Origin of the sequence: Coleofasciculus sp. FACHB-1120 (assembly GCF_014698845.1) — a bacterium.
Lineage (GTDB): Bacteria > Cyanobacteriota > Cyanobacteriia > Cyanobacteriales > FACHB-T130 > FACHB-T130.
In genome coordinates this window covers 115138-132895 of record NZ_JACJTV010000005.1, presented here as the reverse complement: position 1 = coordinate 132895, position 17758 = coordinate 115138, and the positions used below count along the sequence as shown (strand labels likewise).

Sequence of the window (17758 nt, the reverse complement as noted above, 5' to 3'; positions counted from 1 at the left end):
TCTTCTGCGTCAGCAAAAAACAGAAAAATTTAAATCGATAGTGTAGCCTACTGTCCAGACTATGGTGAACAATTGTGTCAGAATATTGAGGCAGACACGATTACTAATCCAGCAGGAGTTTTTTCCGTGGAGTCCCGTTACAACCCAGCAGCAATCGAGGAAAAGTGGCAACAGACTTGGGCAGAACAAAGCTTAGATAAAACCCCCACAGATAGCACTAAGCCCAAGTTCTATGCTCTGTCCATGTTCCCCTATCCATCGGGCAGCCTGCACATGGGACACGTCCGCAACTACACCATCACGGATGTGATTGCCCGACTCAAGCGGATGCAAGGGTATCGCGTACTCCATCCGATGGGTTGGGATGCCTTTGGTTTGCCAGCCGAAAATGCCGCTATTGACCGGGGCATTGCTCCCGGAAAATGGACTTATCAAAATATTGCTCAGATGCGGCATCAATTGCAGCAGTTAGGGCTTTCAATCGACTGGAACCGCGAAGTTGCCACCTGTTCGCCCGACTATTACAAGTGGACGCAGTGGAGCTTCTTGCAGTTTTTAAAAGCCGGACTGGCTTACCAGAAAGAAGCCGCCGTCAATTGGGACCCCATCGACCAGACGGTGCTGGCAAATGAACAAGTCATCGACGGCAAATCTTGGCGTTCCGGTGCCAAAGTCGAACGGAAAATGTTGCGGCAGTGGTTCCTAAAAATTACCGACTACGCCGAGCAATTGCTCAACGATTTGGACAAATTGAGCGGATGGCCCGAACGAGTCAAGTTGATGCAGGCGAACTGGATTGGTAAATCCACTGGCGCTTACCTAGAATTTCCGATTGTCGGGTTGGATGAAAAAATTGGGGTTTTCACCACTCGTCCCGATACCGTCTATGGCGTGACTTACGTGGTGCTAGCGCCAGAACATCCTTTGACTGCCAAAGTGACAACTCCAGACCGAAAAGAGGCGGTAGAAGGATTTATCCAAGAAGTCGCCCAACAAAGCGAATTGGAACGCACCGCAGAGGATAAGCCAAAGCGCGGTATTCCGACTGGCGGGAAGGCGATGAATCCTTTTACGGGAGAAGAAATTCCCATCTGGATTGCCGATTATGTATTGTACGAGTACGGCACTGGCGCGGTGATGGGTGTTCCAGCCCACGACACGCGGGACTTCCGGTTTGCTAAGGAGCAGAATCTCCCCATTCAGGTTGTAATTGTGCCGCCAGGGGATGATGTAGAGACGGGAAATTTTGGGTCTCTACAGCAGGCTTATACCGAACCAGGAATTGTGGTGAATTCAGACCAATTTAATGGGATGGATTCAACGGAAGCGAAAACAGCGATTGTTCAATACGCAGAAAAAGAGGGTTGGGGGAAAGCGCGGGTGCAGTATCGCCTGCGGGATTGGTTAATTTCGCGGCAACGCTATTGGGGGGCACCTATTCCGGCAATTCACTGTCCCAGATGCGGTACGGTGCCGGTGCCGGATGAAGACTTGCCGGTTCGATTGCCGGAAGAGGTAGAATTCACGGGTCGCGGGGCGTCTCCGCTGGCGCAGATGGAAGCTTTTGTTAATGTTCCTTGTCCCTCTTGCGGCACCCCAGCCAAGCGGGAAACGGACACGATGGATACATTTATTGATTCGTCGTGGTATTTCTTGCGCTATCCCGATGCCAAAAACGAACAGCAAGTTTTCGACCCCGCAAAAACCAATGACTGGATGCCGGTAGACCAGTATGTGGGCGGGATTGAACACGCGATTTTGCACTTGTTGTACTCGCGGTTCTTTACCAAGGTTTTGAGAGACTGCGGTCTTTTGAACTTCGACGAACCCTTCCAACGCCTACTAACTCAGGGCATGGTGCAGGGCACTACCTACAAAAATCCTGCCACTGAAAAATACATTCCAGCGGCACAGGTAGACCCAGCCGATCCAAAAGACCCAGAAACGGGGGAACCGTTGCAAGTCTTTTATGAAAAGATGTCCAAGTCGAAGTACAACGGCATCGATCCAGAGGAAGTCCTTGCTAAGTACGGGGCAGATACGGCGCGGATGTTTATCTTGTTCAAGGCACCCCCAGAAAAAGATTTGGAATGGGATGATGCCGACGTTGAAGGACAATTTCGCTTCCTTAACCGCGTCTGGCGACTGGCGGCAGAATTTGTTGCTCATCCCTCTAGCCCCCCTGAGAAAGGGGGAGAAATGAATAAGGGCGAAAAAGACTTGCGACGGGCAATTCACGGGGCGATTCAAGCGGTTACAGAAGATTTAGAGGGCGAGTATCAATTCAATACAGCAATTTCCGAGTTAATGAAGTTGAGCAATGCTTTAGCTGACGCCAAATGCAAAGACTCGCCAGTGTATGCCGAAGGGATAGAAACTCTGATTCACCTGATGGCTCCTTTTGCCCCTCACATTGCTGAAGAACTGTGGCACACAATCGGTCACAGCGATTCGGTACACACCCAAACTTGGCCTACTGTCGATCCGGCTGCCTTGGTTGTCGATGAAATCACGCTGGTGATTCAAGTCATGGGCAAAACCCGTGGGGCGATTCAAGTGCCCGCTGATGCGAATCGGGAAGCTTTAGAACAGTATGCCCGCGAGTCAGAAGTTGCTCAGCGGTTCATCGAAGGCAAGGAAATTAAAAAGGTGATTGTAGTGCCTGGAAAGTTGGTGAATTTTGTGGTGGGTTGAAAAAGGAGGCTACGCGATCGCACTCTTGTCATCTTGGTTCAGAAGCAGAGAGCGATCGCACTCAATAATCGCTCCTGTGACCATCCTTAAGAGTGGCATCAACGATTAAGTCAACGCTTGAAGTGATCGCCTCGTGGGGGTCTTAACAATCGCGCTGGTTGTGGTTACACCCGCGCCCGGTGTAATCACCGGAACGCGGATGTTCTCTAGCTCAATCTTTTTGCACTTAGGCTTGAGGTTTCTTTAGCGATTCACCGTACCCATATCCGGGTAACGAGTGCCAGATGCAATGTTCTTGGGTGCTACCTCATCGATGCGGTCAAGTTCTTCTGGCGTTAATGTAATCTCTACTGCCGCGACATTTTCTTCAAGATATTGACGGCGCTTTGTTCCAGGAATCGGCACAATGTCGTCTCCTTGGGAGAGCAACCACGCGAGGGCTAATTGACCGGGAGTAACGCCTTTTTCGACAGCAATTTCTTTTACCCGTTCAACTAGGTCAAGATTCTTGTAAAAGTTTTCTCCTTGGAACCTTGGCGAAGTCCGGCGGAAATCGTCGGGAGCAAGCTGGTCTGGACTGGTCAGCGTACCGGAAAGAAAGCCGCGCCCTAGAGGACTATATGGCACAAAGCCAATCCCTAATTCGCGAACTGCGGGTAGAATTTCGTCTTCTGGATCGCGGCTCCAGAGCGAGTATTCTGTCTGCAAAGCAGTAATGGGATGGATGGCATGGGCACGTCGCAATGTCTCAGCAGAGACTTCAGAGAGACCAATGAAGCGGACTTTACCTTGTTTTACCAGCTCTGCCATTGCCCCAACTGTTTCCTCAATCGGAACCCTCAGGTCAACTCGGTGGAGGTAGTAGAGGTCAATATAATCAAATCCCAGCCGTTGCAGAGATGCATCACACGCTTGATGGACGTACTCAGGGCTGCCATTAATGCCGATCATGGCTTCCTTTGTGCGCTCGATGCCGAACTTAGTGGCTAGAACGACGCGATCGCGTTGGTCTGCGATCGTCTTGCCGATTAGAAGTTCGTTCGCGCCATCAATTCCGTATACGTCAGCGGTATCGAGAAACGTAACACCCAGATCAAGAGCGCGGTGAAGGGTAGCAATTGACTCGGTTTCATCAGCTGTACCGTAGAACTCGGACATCCCCATACATCCTAGTCCCAGTTCCGAAACAATCAGTCCTTGGCTTCCAAGTTTCCGATTCTTCATTGTTTGTTCCTTGTTCGCTTGTCAACTCAATGCAGTCAAAATCAGGCGGTGAAGGCTCTTAACCTGTTTTGTATTATCAACTCCTAGGGAAGCGATCGCCTCCCTAGGAATCATGGAAAATCAGTCTATTGATGCCTTCTCCAGCTTAAGCTGTACTAAAACCATCAAATATCAATGCTGGAAGCAATTTGCTTCGGTGACAGGTAGGGATAAGGAGTCTTGCCTTCCTGTTCCAACCGTTTGTTCCGCTGCTCAATCTCCACCGCTATTAGATTCAGCTTCGCCATAAAAATCGCGTGGATATCAGAGAAGCGATCGCTTTCTAACGGCAACTCGAACATTGGATGCAAAGACGGGGTGGTGAGGAAGTAGGCGAAAGCGATTTCAAAATGAGAGCTGACAAAGCTCTGTAAGGAACTCATCACGTATTCCATTGTGATATCGCCTTCAGTTTCAGGGACTCCCTTATAGAGGGCATTGGGTCGGTTAGGGATATACGCTAGGTATTGCTCTTGGGGGAAGTTAACGGCTGAATGCTGGGCGCTGACTAGGAAAATAATACTGGTCAGGGTTTCGACCAACAGCTCCCGCGTTTCAATGGCAGATGGAAAACCAGGAACGTCTCCACGCTCCGGATCGGCAGTTTCCTGCGCCCAAGCTTGGATAACTTTGTCTGCTGCTACTGCGGCATCATCCTTATACACAGCCGCCACGATATTGCTGACGTATTCCCGAATTGCATTCCAAATTTTGAAGCCATCCTCACGATAGTAGAAGTCTTCAACGCCGTCCGAACCTTGCTCGTCAAATCCCCGCGATAAGAGTTCTTGCGGGAAGCTCATCCTAAAAAAGTCCCACTGCTTCCATGCTTTCAGGAAGAGGTGCAAGCCGCCCCCCGTGCCAGTCGCGAAAGTATTATTGGTAAAGGGAGCTACGTAAGAGACTAGAGTCTGACGAGCAAGATAGTTGATACCGATGGTGTCTTGGAAGTGCGGCTTCAGCATTTGACCAATCGGGTGATCTTTAGGAAAAGCGTTGTGATGGCTGATGGCATAAGATTCTGCCGCTAAGTGCGCGTAGCCTAAGTGAGAAATAAACTGGTGGTACTGGTTGTCAGCACAGGCTACATGAATCTTCGCGAGCAAATACTTGTTGGGACAGGGTGAGTTAGGAGTGTAGACCTCGTTTTTGCGGTCTGTGTGGCGCGTTAGTTGGATGCCAAGAAGATTCAGTCGGGACTTGCCATCCTCCAAGAGTTCCCGGTATACCAACACGTATGGAGCATAGAAAACTTTACCACCGAGCTGGGGGATATCCTCCAGATATTGGTAATCCAGGATGAATAACCGTTTTTGGGCGATTAGCTCCGGAATGGTTTTCCCTTGTGCAGTCAGGTGTGCCATGTCTTTGGGGACAACACTTTCGTCTGTGCAGAGGGTAATGCACATCGGATTAACCCCTTGGATCAGCTGGCGGCAGAATTCCAGATCGTCCTTCCACGTTTTCGGAAGGTTATATGGAGACTTGACCCAACCATCGTAGAAGGCTGTCCAGGGATCGCCGCCCTCCTGCTGGATCTTCTGTAGCCTGTTGACAAATCCTACTTCTGAGTAAGCGTACTCAGCGATCCGCTGCGAAATTAATCCCAGTTTCTGGGGTGGTAGTGCCTCCATAGGAGGTAGACCTTTCACCATCCGGGGAAGTTCTTCCAAAGCTACGTCAGGCGTATCCGACCGGCGAGGATACCTTTGATATTCATACTTTTGGTCTTTGCCAGCTGCCTGCTGCTGCACGACTTGCAAAATTTGCTTTTTAACATCGTCCAAAACACCAGTGAGGAAAGCGATCGCTTGTTGATGCTCCATCTCTTTGGTGTTGGGGAGTTTTTCCCCGGAATCCAGCAACAACTGCAAGGAAACGACAATCTCTCCACGCTGGGTACGCTTTAGCGGTAGCGTTTTACGTGTTACTTGACCAGATTTCAACTCGTGCAAATCAACTTCGGCAGTGCCCATAAACTCATCTTTGCCGAGGTTGGCGTCCCAAACGCTGAAACGCAGCTTACCCTCAATGCTCACCAAGTCCAAGGTGAACTTTTCGTTCCAGAAGGGGTTGCAAGTCTGCAAACAAGCCTTCGATTCTTGTGGCTTCGCCTCGTCAAGATCGATGACGACAAAAGGATCGGGATTAAACAAGCCAGTTTTGAGCAAATCTTTGCCGCTAATCAGTTCAATTTCTAGCTTGCCAATACTGGGATTAAAGTGCTTATCCAGGGATTTGATCGCTTCGGTGTAAGTCTTCTCCTGACCGCTAGTGATTTGTCCGGCAAAAACGGGGCTGCTGATTTCACTTTCAGAAAACCAATGAATCACCGTCTCGGTCGGACTCTGGGCTGACATCTCAACAGTCGTGATGGCACTCGTTATGGGGAGACTGGGTTTGACTTCGACAAAGGAGTATTTCAAGATGTGCTTCTGGTCGTCGCGCATCTCCAGACGCTCTTTATATTCGCGCCCTGAGAGAGTCTTGAAGGAGCGGATTGCCCCAACTTCGTCTTTGCCTGGGGCATCCAATTTCATCGATTCATAGATGGGCCACCATTTCATCGTCTCCTCACCAAAGGGTCTGAAGACCGCCCACACTTTGTCAATTGGGGCGCGAACGATACCTGTGACATTTGCGCTGCTAGTTTTTTTCTGGGTGTCTTTGCGAGTGTCAAATTGCGATTTGACCCACTCAAATCGCTGGTTGAACATCTTTTCGATATTGGCTTTGAGTTGCTGGGCATCTTGCCCCTCTTCAGGGATGAAGATGTTGTCATAGTTCACTTTGGTGACTTCGGCATTCACCTCAGAGAGCTTCACTGTAGCCCTGTAGAGATTGATTGGCATCGAAGCACTCTTGGTCATTTCATAGGCTAAAGTTCGGTCTTTGTCCGAGACAGACACGAGGCTCTCCTCGACAACTCCACCGTTCGGGAAGAGGATCTGCCGCTTATTGTCAGGCCCTATTTTCACCCCAGTGGCGTATTGCACCCATGAGACATCCTGCCAATTGCCAACGACAGCCCACAACTTATCTACGGGACAGTAGACATCAAACTCGAACGAACACTTGATTCCGTCTCTTTGGAGGATGAAGTTGGTGACTTCAGGAATGCGCGTTGGCAGGAAGTTTTCCAGAATCTGGAGTGCTTTTGCCCGATCTTCTCGGTTCTCGCTCCGCATCACGACTTCCATCGTCAGCGCTACTTCTGGGCCAGTCTCCGTGTCGTATACCCGCGCAGTAGCTTCGTAGAACGTGAACAGCACATTCGGCTCTGGGATGTCGATCTTCCACACGTGGTTTTGATCGTCCTTAACAACCAGCCGCTCGCGAGTGATTCCACCCATGAAATCGAATCGGATGATGGCTCCTACTCCATTCTCCGGTTTTCCATCCCCGGTTTCCAGTTCAGTATTTTCGTGTGCGCCGAGAACTTTCTGCAACGAGAGATAGTCATCGAATCCGGACCAAAACTGGTTTACCGAAATGGGTATCTTTTGGACGTTCGTTCGCGAGACGTGTTTGCCGAACTCCAGATCGTCTGTTGAATTTAAGTTGAGTAGTGAGGTCATTGCGGATGTCTCCATAAATGAATGCGATGGACTGTTGATGACAATAAAGGTGCTAAATTAAGCCTTTTTGAGATGGGTACACGACTTGTACTTAGCTGTAATTTTGTGAATTTTGCAGGTCTTACACACTGATTCCTTCCAGCGCTCCTAATAGGGGAATTTAAGTCTTTTTGACTGCTGGTTTTACTGTGGGATTTTAAAGAGTAGATTTATCCGGTTCTTTTCTGACTCATGATTCTTAGATTTGCCTAATGTCAACATAATTGTTTGTGAAAAAAAGTATCCTACCCATGATTCATCGCGGATACTGGTACACAAACGAACTTGAGAGCTTGCTTCGGAAGAAAACCACAATACCCAGCAAATCAATTCCTGAAAATTTTCTCTAACGAAGTGTTTGTGCTTGAACAAGCAAAATTCATTGAGGTTTGCATAAGTCCAGTTTGCAGCGTCCATCAAATATCAGCCACCGAAGTTTAGGATCTAAACAAAGAACTTAAATATTTCTGGCAATGAATTCTCTAAAGCCAGATATCGTAAGCTTTTCATCTGGAAAAAAATTAAGATGCTAACTTTACGAAGTTGCTTAAAATCGGAAAATTTTCTTAATCTTCGGATCAACCAGCCGATAGCTTTGCCATAATCGGGGTGATTAAGTTCCTTGAGGTTCAGGAAATCTGTATCCGAAGTTTGTAGCAGTCTATTTAGTGGGGTGGAACCTATTGCCCACAGACCACATACACCGGGTTTTGCCTGCCCCACGGGTTGGTATGTTTGTTAAACTCAGATATTTCTCTGATGAATTTACAACAACAAAAACGCAGGCGTGGTGTGATTCTCACGCCTCAAGGATTAAAGAAACTCGAGGCTGCAAAATCTGAAGCGGAAAGTTGTGAAAAATCTCACAATCGGTACACTCTGGAAGCGTTAAGCGATCGCACTGGCTTAGATCCAGATACCCTGATGAAGGTATTTGCTTGTGAAGCTGGGGTTGATAAGCGCACCCTGAGTCGTTGCTTCAGAGCTTTTAACCTCTTATTAGAACAAAGTGATTACGATTTACCCGCTTCTAAAATTGAGCCGATTGCAGAGCTAGGAAGCGCCACGACGAAAGAAGGACGGCAAGATTGGGGCGAAGCACCTGAGTATGGTTTTTTCTCCGGGCGTACAGAAGAACTAGCAATATTAACCCACTGGATTTTGTCGGAACGCTGCCGATTGGTGACACTGTTGGGAATGGGCGGGATTGGCAAAACCTGTTTATCGGTGAAGTTAGCGCTTCAAATTCAAGAGCGATTCGAGTTTGTCATCTGGCGAAGTCTACGCAATGCTCCGCCGCTCAAAGAGCTGCTAGCAGAGCTGATCCGATTCCTATCCAACGAGCGAGAAACTGATTTACCCGCAACGGTAGACGGAAGAATTTCGCTATTGATTCGTTATTTAAAGCTTTCTCGCTGTCTGTTGGTATTCGATAATGCGGAGGCGATTCTGCACGGGGGCGATTTGTCCAAGCCTTCCTTGCACTTTAGCACTGGACACTATCGTCAAGGCTATGAGGATTATGGTGAACTTTTGAAACGGCTAGGAGAAACACCCCATCAAAGTTGCTTGGTGCTAACGAGTCGGGAGAAGCCAAAAGGAATCGGACTACTCGAAGGAGAAACTTTACCTGTTCGAGTCTTGAAACTAAAAGGCTTGCAGGTAGAACCAGTACAGGAAATATTGCGGGCTAAAGGTTCTTTATGGGGTTCGCCAAGCGACTGGAGCCAGTTAATTGAATACTATGCAGGCAATCCATTGACATTGAAAATCGTCTCGACGACGATTCAAAAGTTATTTCATGGGAATATTTCTGATTTTTTAAACCAAAAAATTACCGTGTTTGGTGAGATTCGCAATCTTTTAGAGCAACAATTTAAGCGGTTGTCGGAGACAGAAAAGATAATTATTAATTGCCTCGCCCTGAGTAACCAAATCCTTTCATTTTCACAACTGCGAGAGGAGATCCAGGCTGTGCTATCACCGCAAAAATTGCTAGAAGCCTTGGAATCTTTAGAAGAGCGATCGCTAATCGAAAAAAAGGCTGCATTTTTCTTTTTGCAGCCTGTGGTTATGGAATTTGTAAGCGACCAATTAATGGAAGAAAAAATCACCCAAGTGCCGCTGCGAATCGTGTCTAGTGACGAGTATCCCAGATTGGCAGCGAGCAGCTAAAAGCGATCGCTAGCCAGCACCACAGAACTTGCGATCGCGGTCTACTTCCGGTTCTTGCCAGGAAAAGGCAAAATGGCTGATTGAATTGACTTGCGGTGCCCCAGCGCGGATCGCTTGCATCTGCTGTTCTAAGGACGGACGAGAATTGAACGATTTGCCCCAAGCCCCTGCTAGTACGGGTGAAACCTGAGTGCCGGGTGGCGCAAGACTCAAAACTCGCTCAACTTGCGGGACAATGCAGCTGGTGTTGCCGCAGGTTGCATAGGACATCGGATGCCACTCCATATAACTGGGAAACCGATCCCACGGTTGCACTCTCGAATCATATCCCCCTTGACCAATGGTTTGATTCCCCTCCGGGAAAAACACCGCCCCCGTGCGGATTCCTTGTCGCTGGGCGGGGAGGCTGGCTAACGCCACAAAGTCCACAACGCCTTGAGCCGCATGGGCAACACTCAGTTGCCACAACTCCCATTGCAGACGGGCTTGACGCTGTGAGGCGGTTGCTTTCATTTCGTCGGCAGCAGGGTTGCGTCCCTGCCAGAGGGGTGATCCCTCATCTGGGTAAAGTTTATCCACCCCTGCAACATCGCCAGCGCTAATGAATCCCTTGGTAATATATCGCTGGATTAGCTCTCGCCCCTTATTGTTGAGACCACGGTCATACAAAGCCTGTCGAGAACCATCTCCGTAAATCCATAAGTCTTGGACTTTCGTTACCACGGAAGCGCTTCCTGACTGACGGGGATACCGAATGTAGTCAAACAGCACTCCATCGGGACGGCGACGAACCACCTCTTGAACCAGCTGGTAATAGTCTCGTTTTGCTTGGGCGTTGTAAGGATCGATGAAGGCTTGAGAACCGTCCTCTGTGACTGACAAACTGGTTTTTCCCATACCGTCGCGGGCTAGCGCCTGCTGTCGATCGGGTCGCTGGGAGTAGGAGTAGCCGAAGTTCATGGCGAACATCCAGGCATAGACTTGCATCCCTCGTTCGCGCCCTTTGTTAATCGCTTGTGCGAGCAAGTCCACTTTCTCAGCGCCTTGAGTTCTGACGACAGATGGCCAGGGTGTGGAGTTTTCTGCCTTAGGCAGTAGCACCTGACCGTCAGAAAAAACTTCGACATAGACCTGGTTATAGCCCCGGTTAACCAAGCGATCCATTAATTGATCCAGTGCCCCAGGACGGATGTCACAGGGATACAGGCGCAGCCAGATTGCCTGTACGCGGGGCCAAGTTTGCTGACGACACTGCTGCAAACTCTCTGCGTGTTTTTTCAAGAGTGTTTTGTAGCGACTTTGGGAATCCGCGTTTCCTTTTACGGCTGAAGCACGTAAACTCTCTTTTTGGGCGATCGCATCTGCTGAAAGCTGGCAATATGCCCTTGTTTGAGCTAGAGCGGATTGCGAACCCAAGTAAGGGTTGATAAGACTACTACTGGTCAGAACTGCTGCAACTAAACCGCGATAGACACGCTGCCAAGTTTGCGGCAATCTTAACGATGCCTGACCCACGAACTTCCTCCTAAGCACCAATCTCATAGAACTGTTAGATATGTCTACCCATCAGACGAAAGGATGGGACATAAGGTGTCATCCGAACCGATTTCGCTGGTTGAGCATCATATCAGCAATTGTCAATTGACTCTATACACAGATTTACCCGCTTTTCCGGGCAAATCTCTGCTTTTTAGTTGAAAGAGGCACCCAGAAGACCGACGATACCAACTGCCATGTTTTTTGCCATTTGGGATTATCAAACCAAAGCCCAAACTGGATTTCAAGATTTTATCTTCTGAAATTTAAAAAAAATGGTGTAATCTGTCATTGCTTTGTCTGCGGCGATCGCATCCGCCGTCTGTGCTGCGTGTTGCAGCGGATGCGATCGCTCAACTGGTCACGGGAAATTAATTCCATCTACCATCATCCCCAACCGGGTCTAGAAGCAGAGGCTATCCCCATTCAAGAAATTAGCGATTAGCTAGTCAATGAACAGCTAACAGCTAAAAACTCGCCAGCTAATGCTTCAAGCCTCTCGTCTCAGAGCGGCTTCCACCTGCTGGAACTCTTGCTCTAAGCGAGTCTTCAGTTTTTCCGGCAGCGGACGATTCGGATAAGAGCTGTAATGCCCTGCTAAGGAATTTAATGCAGTTCGCATCGTCGTGTAAGAACTCAGCTTCGCGACAGAGCTATCCCGCCGATAGCGAGAGGCAAAGTCATTAATGATCTGACGCGCTTGTGTCTGAGCTGCGGTTTTATCTGGTGTACCCTCTGGCAATTCAATTGCTGTTCTCAAGCCTTGCAACAAAGCCAAGGTATCTTGGCGGTAATCTCCACTCAGTCCTAGCGAGCTGCTGGAGGAACAGCCCATCAATCCCATCGTAACTACCAAAACCAGGGCTAGGAGACGTGACCAATAACGTTTCATAAGTATTTTTTTTACCAAACGAGATGGAAATGCAAAATCAGAGTTTATCCTATCTCGAATTGGAACCCTTAGCATTTTAGATTTTTAATTTTAGAGATAAGCAGGTTGGTGTAAATAATCGTAGACTCTCGGTGGTTCAAGGTTTATGACTCATGGTTCATCGGAATGATCCATGACATCTCACCGGCAGTTACATTTATTTGTGCCCATCTATTTCACGATTTTCATCTTTTTATTCATCCCTTTAACAGAGGCGGAAAAAGATGAAAGCGCCAACTCTTTTGGACTTTGCTGAATAAAACAATCTGGTAGGGATACTTCTGATAGGTATACCAGAATGATGTAAGGGCAGAAAACCTGCCCTTACATCATTTCAATCAATCGTTTTTCTTGGCTAATTAACCGAAGCGACCGCTTACATATTCCTGTGTTGCTTGCTGCTGAGGGCTTTGGAAGATAACTTCGGTGCGGTCGTACTCGACTAAATAACCAATGCGACCTCCTTTTTCGGTCGGTTCGACGTTGAAAAAGGCTGTCATATCGGATACTCGTGATGCCTGCTGCATATTGTGCGTCACGATCACGATGGTATATTGCTCCTTGAGTTGGTGGAGCAAATCTTCAACTCGCAGTGTTGAAATGGGGTCGAGAGCGGAGCAGGGTTCATCCATCAGGATCACGTCTGGCTGAACGGCGATCGCTCTGGCAATACACAACCGCTGCTGTTGTCCACCAGACAAAGATAAGCCACTTGCTCGAAGTTTATCTTTCACTTCATCCCAGAGAGCCGCTTGCCGCAAACTCCGCTCTACCAATTCATCCAAATCGCCCCGGTATCCGTTAATCCGGGCACCAAAGGTGATATTGTCATAAATCGATTTTGGAAATGGGTTTGGTCTTTGGAATACCATCCCAATCCGTCGCCGCACCTCTACGGGATCGATGTCTGAAGCGTAAAGGTCTTGACCGTGGTAAGTAACTTTGCCTTCTGCCCGAAAACTTTTAATTAAATCATTGAGGCGGTTGTAGCACCGCAACAACGTACTTTTCCCACAACCCGAAGGTCCAATAAAAGCCGTAATCCGATTTTTGGGAATATCTATCGAAATGTCCCGAAGCGCTAGAAAATTTCCGTAGTATACCTTTAGATTTTCCGTCTGTAAAACAGTCTCAGTTTGATTCTTAGTTTGAGGATTCGACAACATAAAAAGTCAGATCGGGTTTGGGGTTTAACAGGCTAACAAAAACCGTGTGGGTTTTTGGGCAGATGATTGGGCGAAGGATTGTGGGGCTTGGGAAGTAAAGAAAATTACGGCTTCGTCCTCAATGTTAAAACAGCGCCCAGCATACTATTAAACCTTGGTATGTATTCATTGTTGCATTACTTTGTTTAAGTTTCTGTATCATTGCAACACATATTTGAACAATTGTTCATTAATAAACTCGACGAGCCGTTGCCAGACGAGAGATCATGCTGGTTATCAGAACCAGTAAAACAAGGATGAAAGAAGCCGCCCAAGCGAATGCTTGCTGATTTTTAAATGGAGACGTAGCGAAGTTGTAAACTAAAACCGCTAGGGAAGCCGTTGGTTCTTTTAATTGATTATTCCAATTAGGCCAATACTGAGTAAAGAGCGCAGTAAATAACAGGGGTGCCGTTTCACCAGCAGCACGAGCAATTGCCAGAGTCGTTCCCGTCACAATTGCCGGGAGTGCTGCTGGCAAGATTACGCGAGACACCGTTTGAAAGTTAGTCGCTCCCAGTCCAACCGATGCTTGTCGGATTTCTTGCGGAACCAACCTCAGAGCTTCTTCGGTTGCCCGGATTACGATTGGCAACATCAAAATTGATAAAGCAAACCCTCCCGCCCATGCAGAATAAGTTCCCATTGTGAGCACGACAGCAGCATAAGCGAAGACACCCACAATGATGGAGGGAACTCCACTAAGGACGTTGGTAGCAAAGCGAATCCAGTAAGAAAACTTACCTGTACTACTAAATTCAGACAAATAAATAGCTGCCATGATGCCAAATGGAATGCTAATCAGGGCAGCAATCCCGACCATAATGATGGTTCCTACAATGGCGTTGCCAAACCCTCCTCCGGGTACCAAAGGAGGTGGCGGCAGTTCTGTGAACGCACTGGCGTTAAGCTGGCTTATACCCTGAATGACCACATAGGAAAGCACCGCTATCAAAGGCAGGATGGCAAGGATAGCACAAAGAAACGTCAGCGCCGTCATTACTATCCCAAAGAGCGTCCGGGGGGAAGTAGGCGATCGCTTCAAACTACGACTGGGAAATCCGGAATGTGGCTGATCCTGGGGTTGAGACATCATATTTGTGGTCAGAGGTCAGTAGTCAGAGGTCAGTAGTCAGATGTAAAGGGGCGGCTTTTACCAGATATCTGCCAGTAGCTTTCCTAACCTGATAAATCCGCCTGTGCAAGTCAGTTGTCAGTTCCTCAGAACAACGCACAACTTAAATTCGCTGTACCCGCTCAATAAGTACCTGAGCCAGGATATTGACTAAAAGCGTTAAAGCAAACAGAACTAATGCGGCATACATTAAAGCTGCCACTTGCAGACCACTTGCTTCTGCAAACTGGTTGGCGAGTAGGGAAGCAATCGTGTTAGACGGAGCCAAGATAGAAGGACTGATGTTGTTAGAATTTCCAATCAACATCGTTACAGCCATTGTTTCTCCTAAAGCTCGACCTAGCGCTAGCATCACTGCGCCCACAATTCCAGAGAAAGCGGACGGTAGTAGCACTTTGAGAATTGTCTCCCAACGAGTCGCTCCTAGACCAACTGACGCCTGCCGCAAGTCCGGAGGTAAAGAGATGAGGGCGTCACGGGAAAGGACTGCGATTGTCGGTAATACCATAATGGCGAGGACGAGTGCTGCGGGGAGCAAGCCTGGACCACGTAACGGCGTGCTAAAAATGGGCAGCCAACCAAAGGAAGCGTTGAGCCAAGTTCCCACCCCTCTCAACAGGGGAATTAGAACAAAAATTCCCCACAAACCATAGACCACACTGGGAATCGCTGCCAGTAGTTCTACTAGGAAAACAATTACCACCTGAATTCGTGGCGGCAAATAATCTTCACTCAGAAAAAGGGCTACGCCAATCCCTACTGGTACGGCAAGCAACAGGGCGATCGCTGAGCTAGCTATCGTGCCGTATAGTTGAGGCAGCGCTCCGTACTGATTTCGAACTGGGTCCCAATCGGTGGAGGTAATAAAGCCAAACCCAAATTCGGTAATCGCAGGCCAAGCTTTAATTGCAACTTGCCCCGTTATCCAAAGCAGGATTGCAGCAACAGCAAACGCAAAAATTCGAGTTAGCCAAATAAAGCCCCGATCCATCGTCCGATCCAAATCGGAGCGGGGTTTCATAATTTTCTGCGAACCGGAGGTCACGGAACTCACGGGCTTATTTTCCTCAGACACTGGTTAGTAAAAACAATAAACACTTGTATTCGTTGATGCAAGCTAGACTCGTACCGTCTTTTTTACTCGGAATGCAATTTTTTCAATTGCTTGACATTCCAGTTTAGCAGGGGCAGTTTTGCTATTAGCCTACCGTCTAATCGTAAAGGATAGAGTAAAGGTCAGGTTAAGGTATGGCTTTAGTTGTCTGCAAACCTAGTGATAAAATGCCATCGTTTCAATAAATACGATCAAAAGGGCCGAACGTGGTTCAAGCATCGGTGTCAAACGTGGATGTTAACAGCAATTCTCAGGAGTCACTGCGGCAATGGCTGCAAAACCTGACCTCTCGGATTATTGCTGGTGAGCGGATTGGGAGAGCCGAAGCGATCGCGCTGTCCCAAATTGAAGGTGAAGAAAATATTTTGCTGCTATGCGAAGCAGCCGACAAAGTCCGTCAAGCTTGTTGCGGAAACGTAGTCGATTTGTGCAGCATTGTCAATGTAAAATCTGGCAATTGCTCGGAAAACTGTGGCTTCTGTTCCCAGTCTAGTCACCACCCCGGTCAAGACTCGCCAATTTATGGCTTGAAATCTACTGAGGAGATTCTTGCCCAAGCCAAAGCAGCCGAAGCCGCCGGGGCAAAGCGGTTTTGTTTAGTTTCTCAAGGACGCGGCATTAAGTACAACAGCCCCAAATCGGCGGAATTTGAACAAATTCTGGAAACGGTACGGGGAATTATTGCCGAAACCCAGATTAAACCTTGCTGTGCTTTGGGCGAAGTGACACCAGAACAAGCCCAGGCGCTGGCTGAGGCTGGAGTAACGCGGTACAACCATAATTTAGAGGCATCGGAGAACTTTTTCCCAGAGATAGTGACGACGCACACATGGCGCGATCGCGTTCAAACTATCCAAAATCTCAAAGCAGCAGGAATTCAAGCCTGCACGGGTGGAATTATGGGATTGGGCGAAAGCTGGGAAGACCGAGTGGATCTGGCGTTGGCGCTGCGGGAATTGGAAGTCGAATCCGTCCCGCTGAATTTATTAAATCCCAGAGAAGGGACACCCCTAAGCGATCGCCCGAAACTCGATCCTTATGAAGCCCTCAAAGCGATCGCCATTTTCCGCCTCATCCTTCCCGAACAAATTCTGCGCTACGCTGGCGGACGGGAAGCCGTGATGGGAGAACTCCAAGCAATGGGCTTTCAAGCAGGAATGAATGCCATGCTGATTGGACACTACCTCACTACCATCGGGCAACCGCCAGAGCAAGACCATGCTATGCTCGAATCCCTAGGACTTACGGGCGGCGAAGCACCCATTCCTGGCGAATACACTGCTAAGGGATGAATGCTGTAGGGGCGGAATCTCCCTGTTCCTGGTGAGGACTGAGGTCTGAGGACTGAGAACTGAGGAATCAGGACTCTTTCTCTCCTGCTGGTCTCCGACACCCCTGCTGGTCTCCGACGCCCCTATTCCCCGGCTCCTTATACTCTTCCTGCTCCTTTACTCTCCTGCTCCCTTACCCTTGTGTTTGCTCCCACTGAACTACTGTGGGCCTTGATTGGCTTACTCCTGACGATTGGTGGTACGTTTCTAGAAGCGTATTTCCCCAACCTTCCCTGGAATTGGTCTCAGCAAGGGATTCAAACTCACTCGCTGGGCGTGACCTATCAAATTGGAGCCGTGCTGCTAGTTGGCTGTATGGGCGGTAAAAATGCCGGGGCGCTCTCTCAAATTGCTTACCTGGCATTGGGTCTAACTCCTTGGTTTCCAGTCTTTTCCCAAGGCGGAGGTCTCGACTATCTTACAGAACCCAGCTTTGGCTACTTACTAGGCTTTATTCCGGGTGCGTGGATTTGTGGCTTAGTAGCTTTTAAGGCACCGCAGCGATTGGAGTCTTTGTCCTTCAGCTGTATCTGTGGCTTAGTGGTTATCCATATCACTGGTTTGACTTATCTCTTCGTAACCCATTTTTTGACCTGGGGAGCCGTATTACTGCCGTTATGGGAAGCAATTTTGAAATACTCCATCTATCCTTTGCCCGCCCAGATGGCAGTCGTTTGTGCAGTCACAGTCTTGGCTTATTTCTTACGCCAGCTAATGCTTTATTAAGTCGTTGGTCCGGTCATTAGTCAAGCCCTCG

The 17758-nt window shown here is 48.5% G+C and carries 12 protein-coding genes; 5 read left to right on the top strand and 7 right to left on the bottom strand.

Annotation, left to right across the window (positions count from 1 at the left end):
* Positions 1-126: 126 nt before the first annotated feature.
* A complete protein-coding gene (leuS, locus tag H6H02_RS07540) occupies positions 127-2694 on the top strand; it encodes a leucine--tRNA ligase (RefSeq protein WP_190816390.1) in 2568 nt (855 codons plus the stop codon).
* Positions 2695-2937: 243 nt separating this feature from the next.
* On the opposite strand, the gene H6H02_RS07535 is transcribed toward leuS, so the two are convergent.
* Both H6H02_RS07535 and H6H02_RS07530 read right to left on the bottom strand, forming a co-directional pair.
* On the bottom strand, positions 2938-3918 hold the full coding sequence (locus tag H6H02_RS07535) for an aldo/keto reductase (RefSeq protein ID WP_190816192.1): 981 nt from the start codon (positions 3916-3918) through the stop codon (positions 2938-2940).
* Between the two features lie 164 nt (positions 3919-4082).
* On the bottom strand, positions 4083-7535 hold the full coding sequence (locus H6H02_RS07530) for a lipoxygenase family protein (RefSeq protein ID WP_242040606.1): 3453 nt from the start codon (positions 7533-7535) through the stop codon (positions 4083-4085).
* 798 nt (positions 7536-8333) lie between these two features.
* Between H6H02_RS07530 and H6H02_RS07525 the strand changes: the two genes are divergently transcribed.
* A complete protein-coding gene (locus H6H02_RS07525) occupies positions 8334-9749 on the top strand; it encodes an NB-ARC domain-containing protein (RefSeq protein WP_190816190.1) in 1416 nt (471 codons plus the stop codon).
* A 9-nt stretch (positions 9750-9758) separates the two neighbouring features.
* On the opposite strand, the gene H6H02_RS07520 is transcribed toward H6H02_RS07525, so the two are convergent.
* A complete protein-coding gene (locus tag H6H02_RS07520; protein ID WP_190816189.1) occupies positions 9759-11291 on the bottom strand; it encodes a family 10 glycosylhydrolase in 1533 nt (510 codons plus the stop codon).
* Positions 11292-11496: 205 nt separating this feature from the next.
* Here H6H02_RS07520 and H6H02_RS07515 point away from each other — a divergent pair, with 205 nt between their 5' ends.
* Positions 11497-11730, top strand: coding sequence for a hypothetical protein (locus H6H02_RS07515; protein WP_190816187.1), 234 nt, complete (start codon positions 11497-11499; stop codon positions 11728-11730).
* Positions 11731-11775: 45 nt separating this feature from the next.
* Here the strand turns inward: H6H02_RS07515 and psb27 are convergent, their stop codons facing one another.
* From psb27 to pstC, 4 genes are all read right to left on the bottom strand, one after another.
* Positions 11776-12177, bottom strand: coding sequence for a photosystem II protein Psb27 (gene psb27, locus H6H02_RS07510; protein ID WP_190816185.1), 402 nt, complete (start codon positions 12175-12177; stop codon positions 11776-11778).
* A 398-nt stretch (positions 12178-12575) separates the two neighbouring features.
* Positions 12576-13382: a phosphate ABC transporter ATP-binding protein PstB gene (gene pstB / locus H6H02_RS07505; RefSeq protein ID WP_190816183.1), complete on the bottom strand. Its 807-nt coding sequence runs from the start codon at positions 13380-13382 to the stop codon at positions 12576-12578.
* 229 nt (positions 13383-13611) lie between these two features.
* Positions 13612-14514, bottom strand: a complete 903-nt coding sequence (gene pstA / locus H6H02_RS07500) for a phosphate ABC transporter permease PstA (RefSeq protein ID WP_190816386.1) — start codon at positions 14512-14514, stop codon at positions 13612-13614.
* Positions 14515-14659: 145 nt separating this feature from the next.
* Positions 14660-15577: a phosphate ABC transporter permease subunit PstC gene (gene pstC / locus H6H02_RS07495; RefSeq protein WP_190816384.1), complete on the bottom strand. Its 918-nt coding sequence runs from the start codon at positions 15575-15577 to the stop codon at positions 14660-14662.
* A gap of 299 nt (positions 15578-15876) precedes the next feature.
* On the opposite strand from pstC, the gene bioB reads away from it, so the two are divergent.
* Together bioB and H6H02_RS07485 are read left to right on the top strand one after the other, a co-directional pair.
* A complete protein-coding gene (bioB, locus tag H6H02_RS07490) occupies positions 15877-16962 on the top strand; it encodes a biotin synthase BioB (protein WP_190816181.1) in 1086 nt (361 codons plus the stop codon).
* Between the two features lie 180 nt (positions 16963-17142).
* A complete protein-coding gene (locus tag H6H02_RS07485) occupies positions 17143-17727 on the top strand; it encodes a biotin transporter BioY (RefSeq protein WP_190816179.1) in 585 nt (194 codons plus the stop codon).
* Positions 17728-17758 lie beyond the last annotated feature (31 nt).

Excerpts from the sequence above, each read along its gene's own strand:
- H6H02_RS07535 (WP_190816192.1), bottom strand. The coding sequence starts at position 3,918 with ATGAAGAATCGGAAACTTGGAAGCCAAGGACTGATTGTTTCGGAACTG.
- H6H02_RS07530 (WP_242040606.1), bottom strand. The coding sequence starts at position 7,535 with ATGACCTCACTACTCAACTTAAATTCAACAGACGATCTGGAGTTCGGC.
- H6H02_RS07525 (WP_190816190.1), top strand. The coding sequence starts at position 8,334 with ATGAATTTACAACAACAAAAACGCAGGCGTGGTGTGATTCTCACGCCT.
- H6H02_RS07520 (WP_190816189.1), bottom strand. The coding sequence starts at position 11,291 with ATGAGATTGGTGCTTAGGAGGAAGTTCGTGGGTCAGGCATCGTTAAGA.
- psb27 (WP_190816185.1), bottom strand. The coding sequence starts at position 12,177 with ATGAAACGTTATTGGTCACGTCTCCTAGCCCTGGTTTTGGTAGTTACG.
- pstB (WP_190816183.1), bottom strand. The coding sequence starts at position 13,382 with ATGTTGTCGAATCCTCAAACTAAGAATCAAACTGAGACTGTTTTACAG.
- pstA (WP_190816386.1), bottom strand. The coding sequence starts at position 14,514 with ATGTCTCAACCCCAGGATCAGCCACATTCCGGATTTCCCAGTCGTAGT.
- pstC (WP_190816384.1), bottom strand. The coding sequence starts at position 15,577 with ATGAAACCCCGCTCCGATTTGGATCGGACGATGGATCGGGGCTTTATT.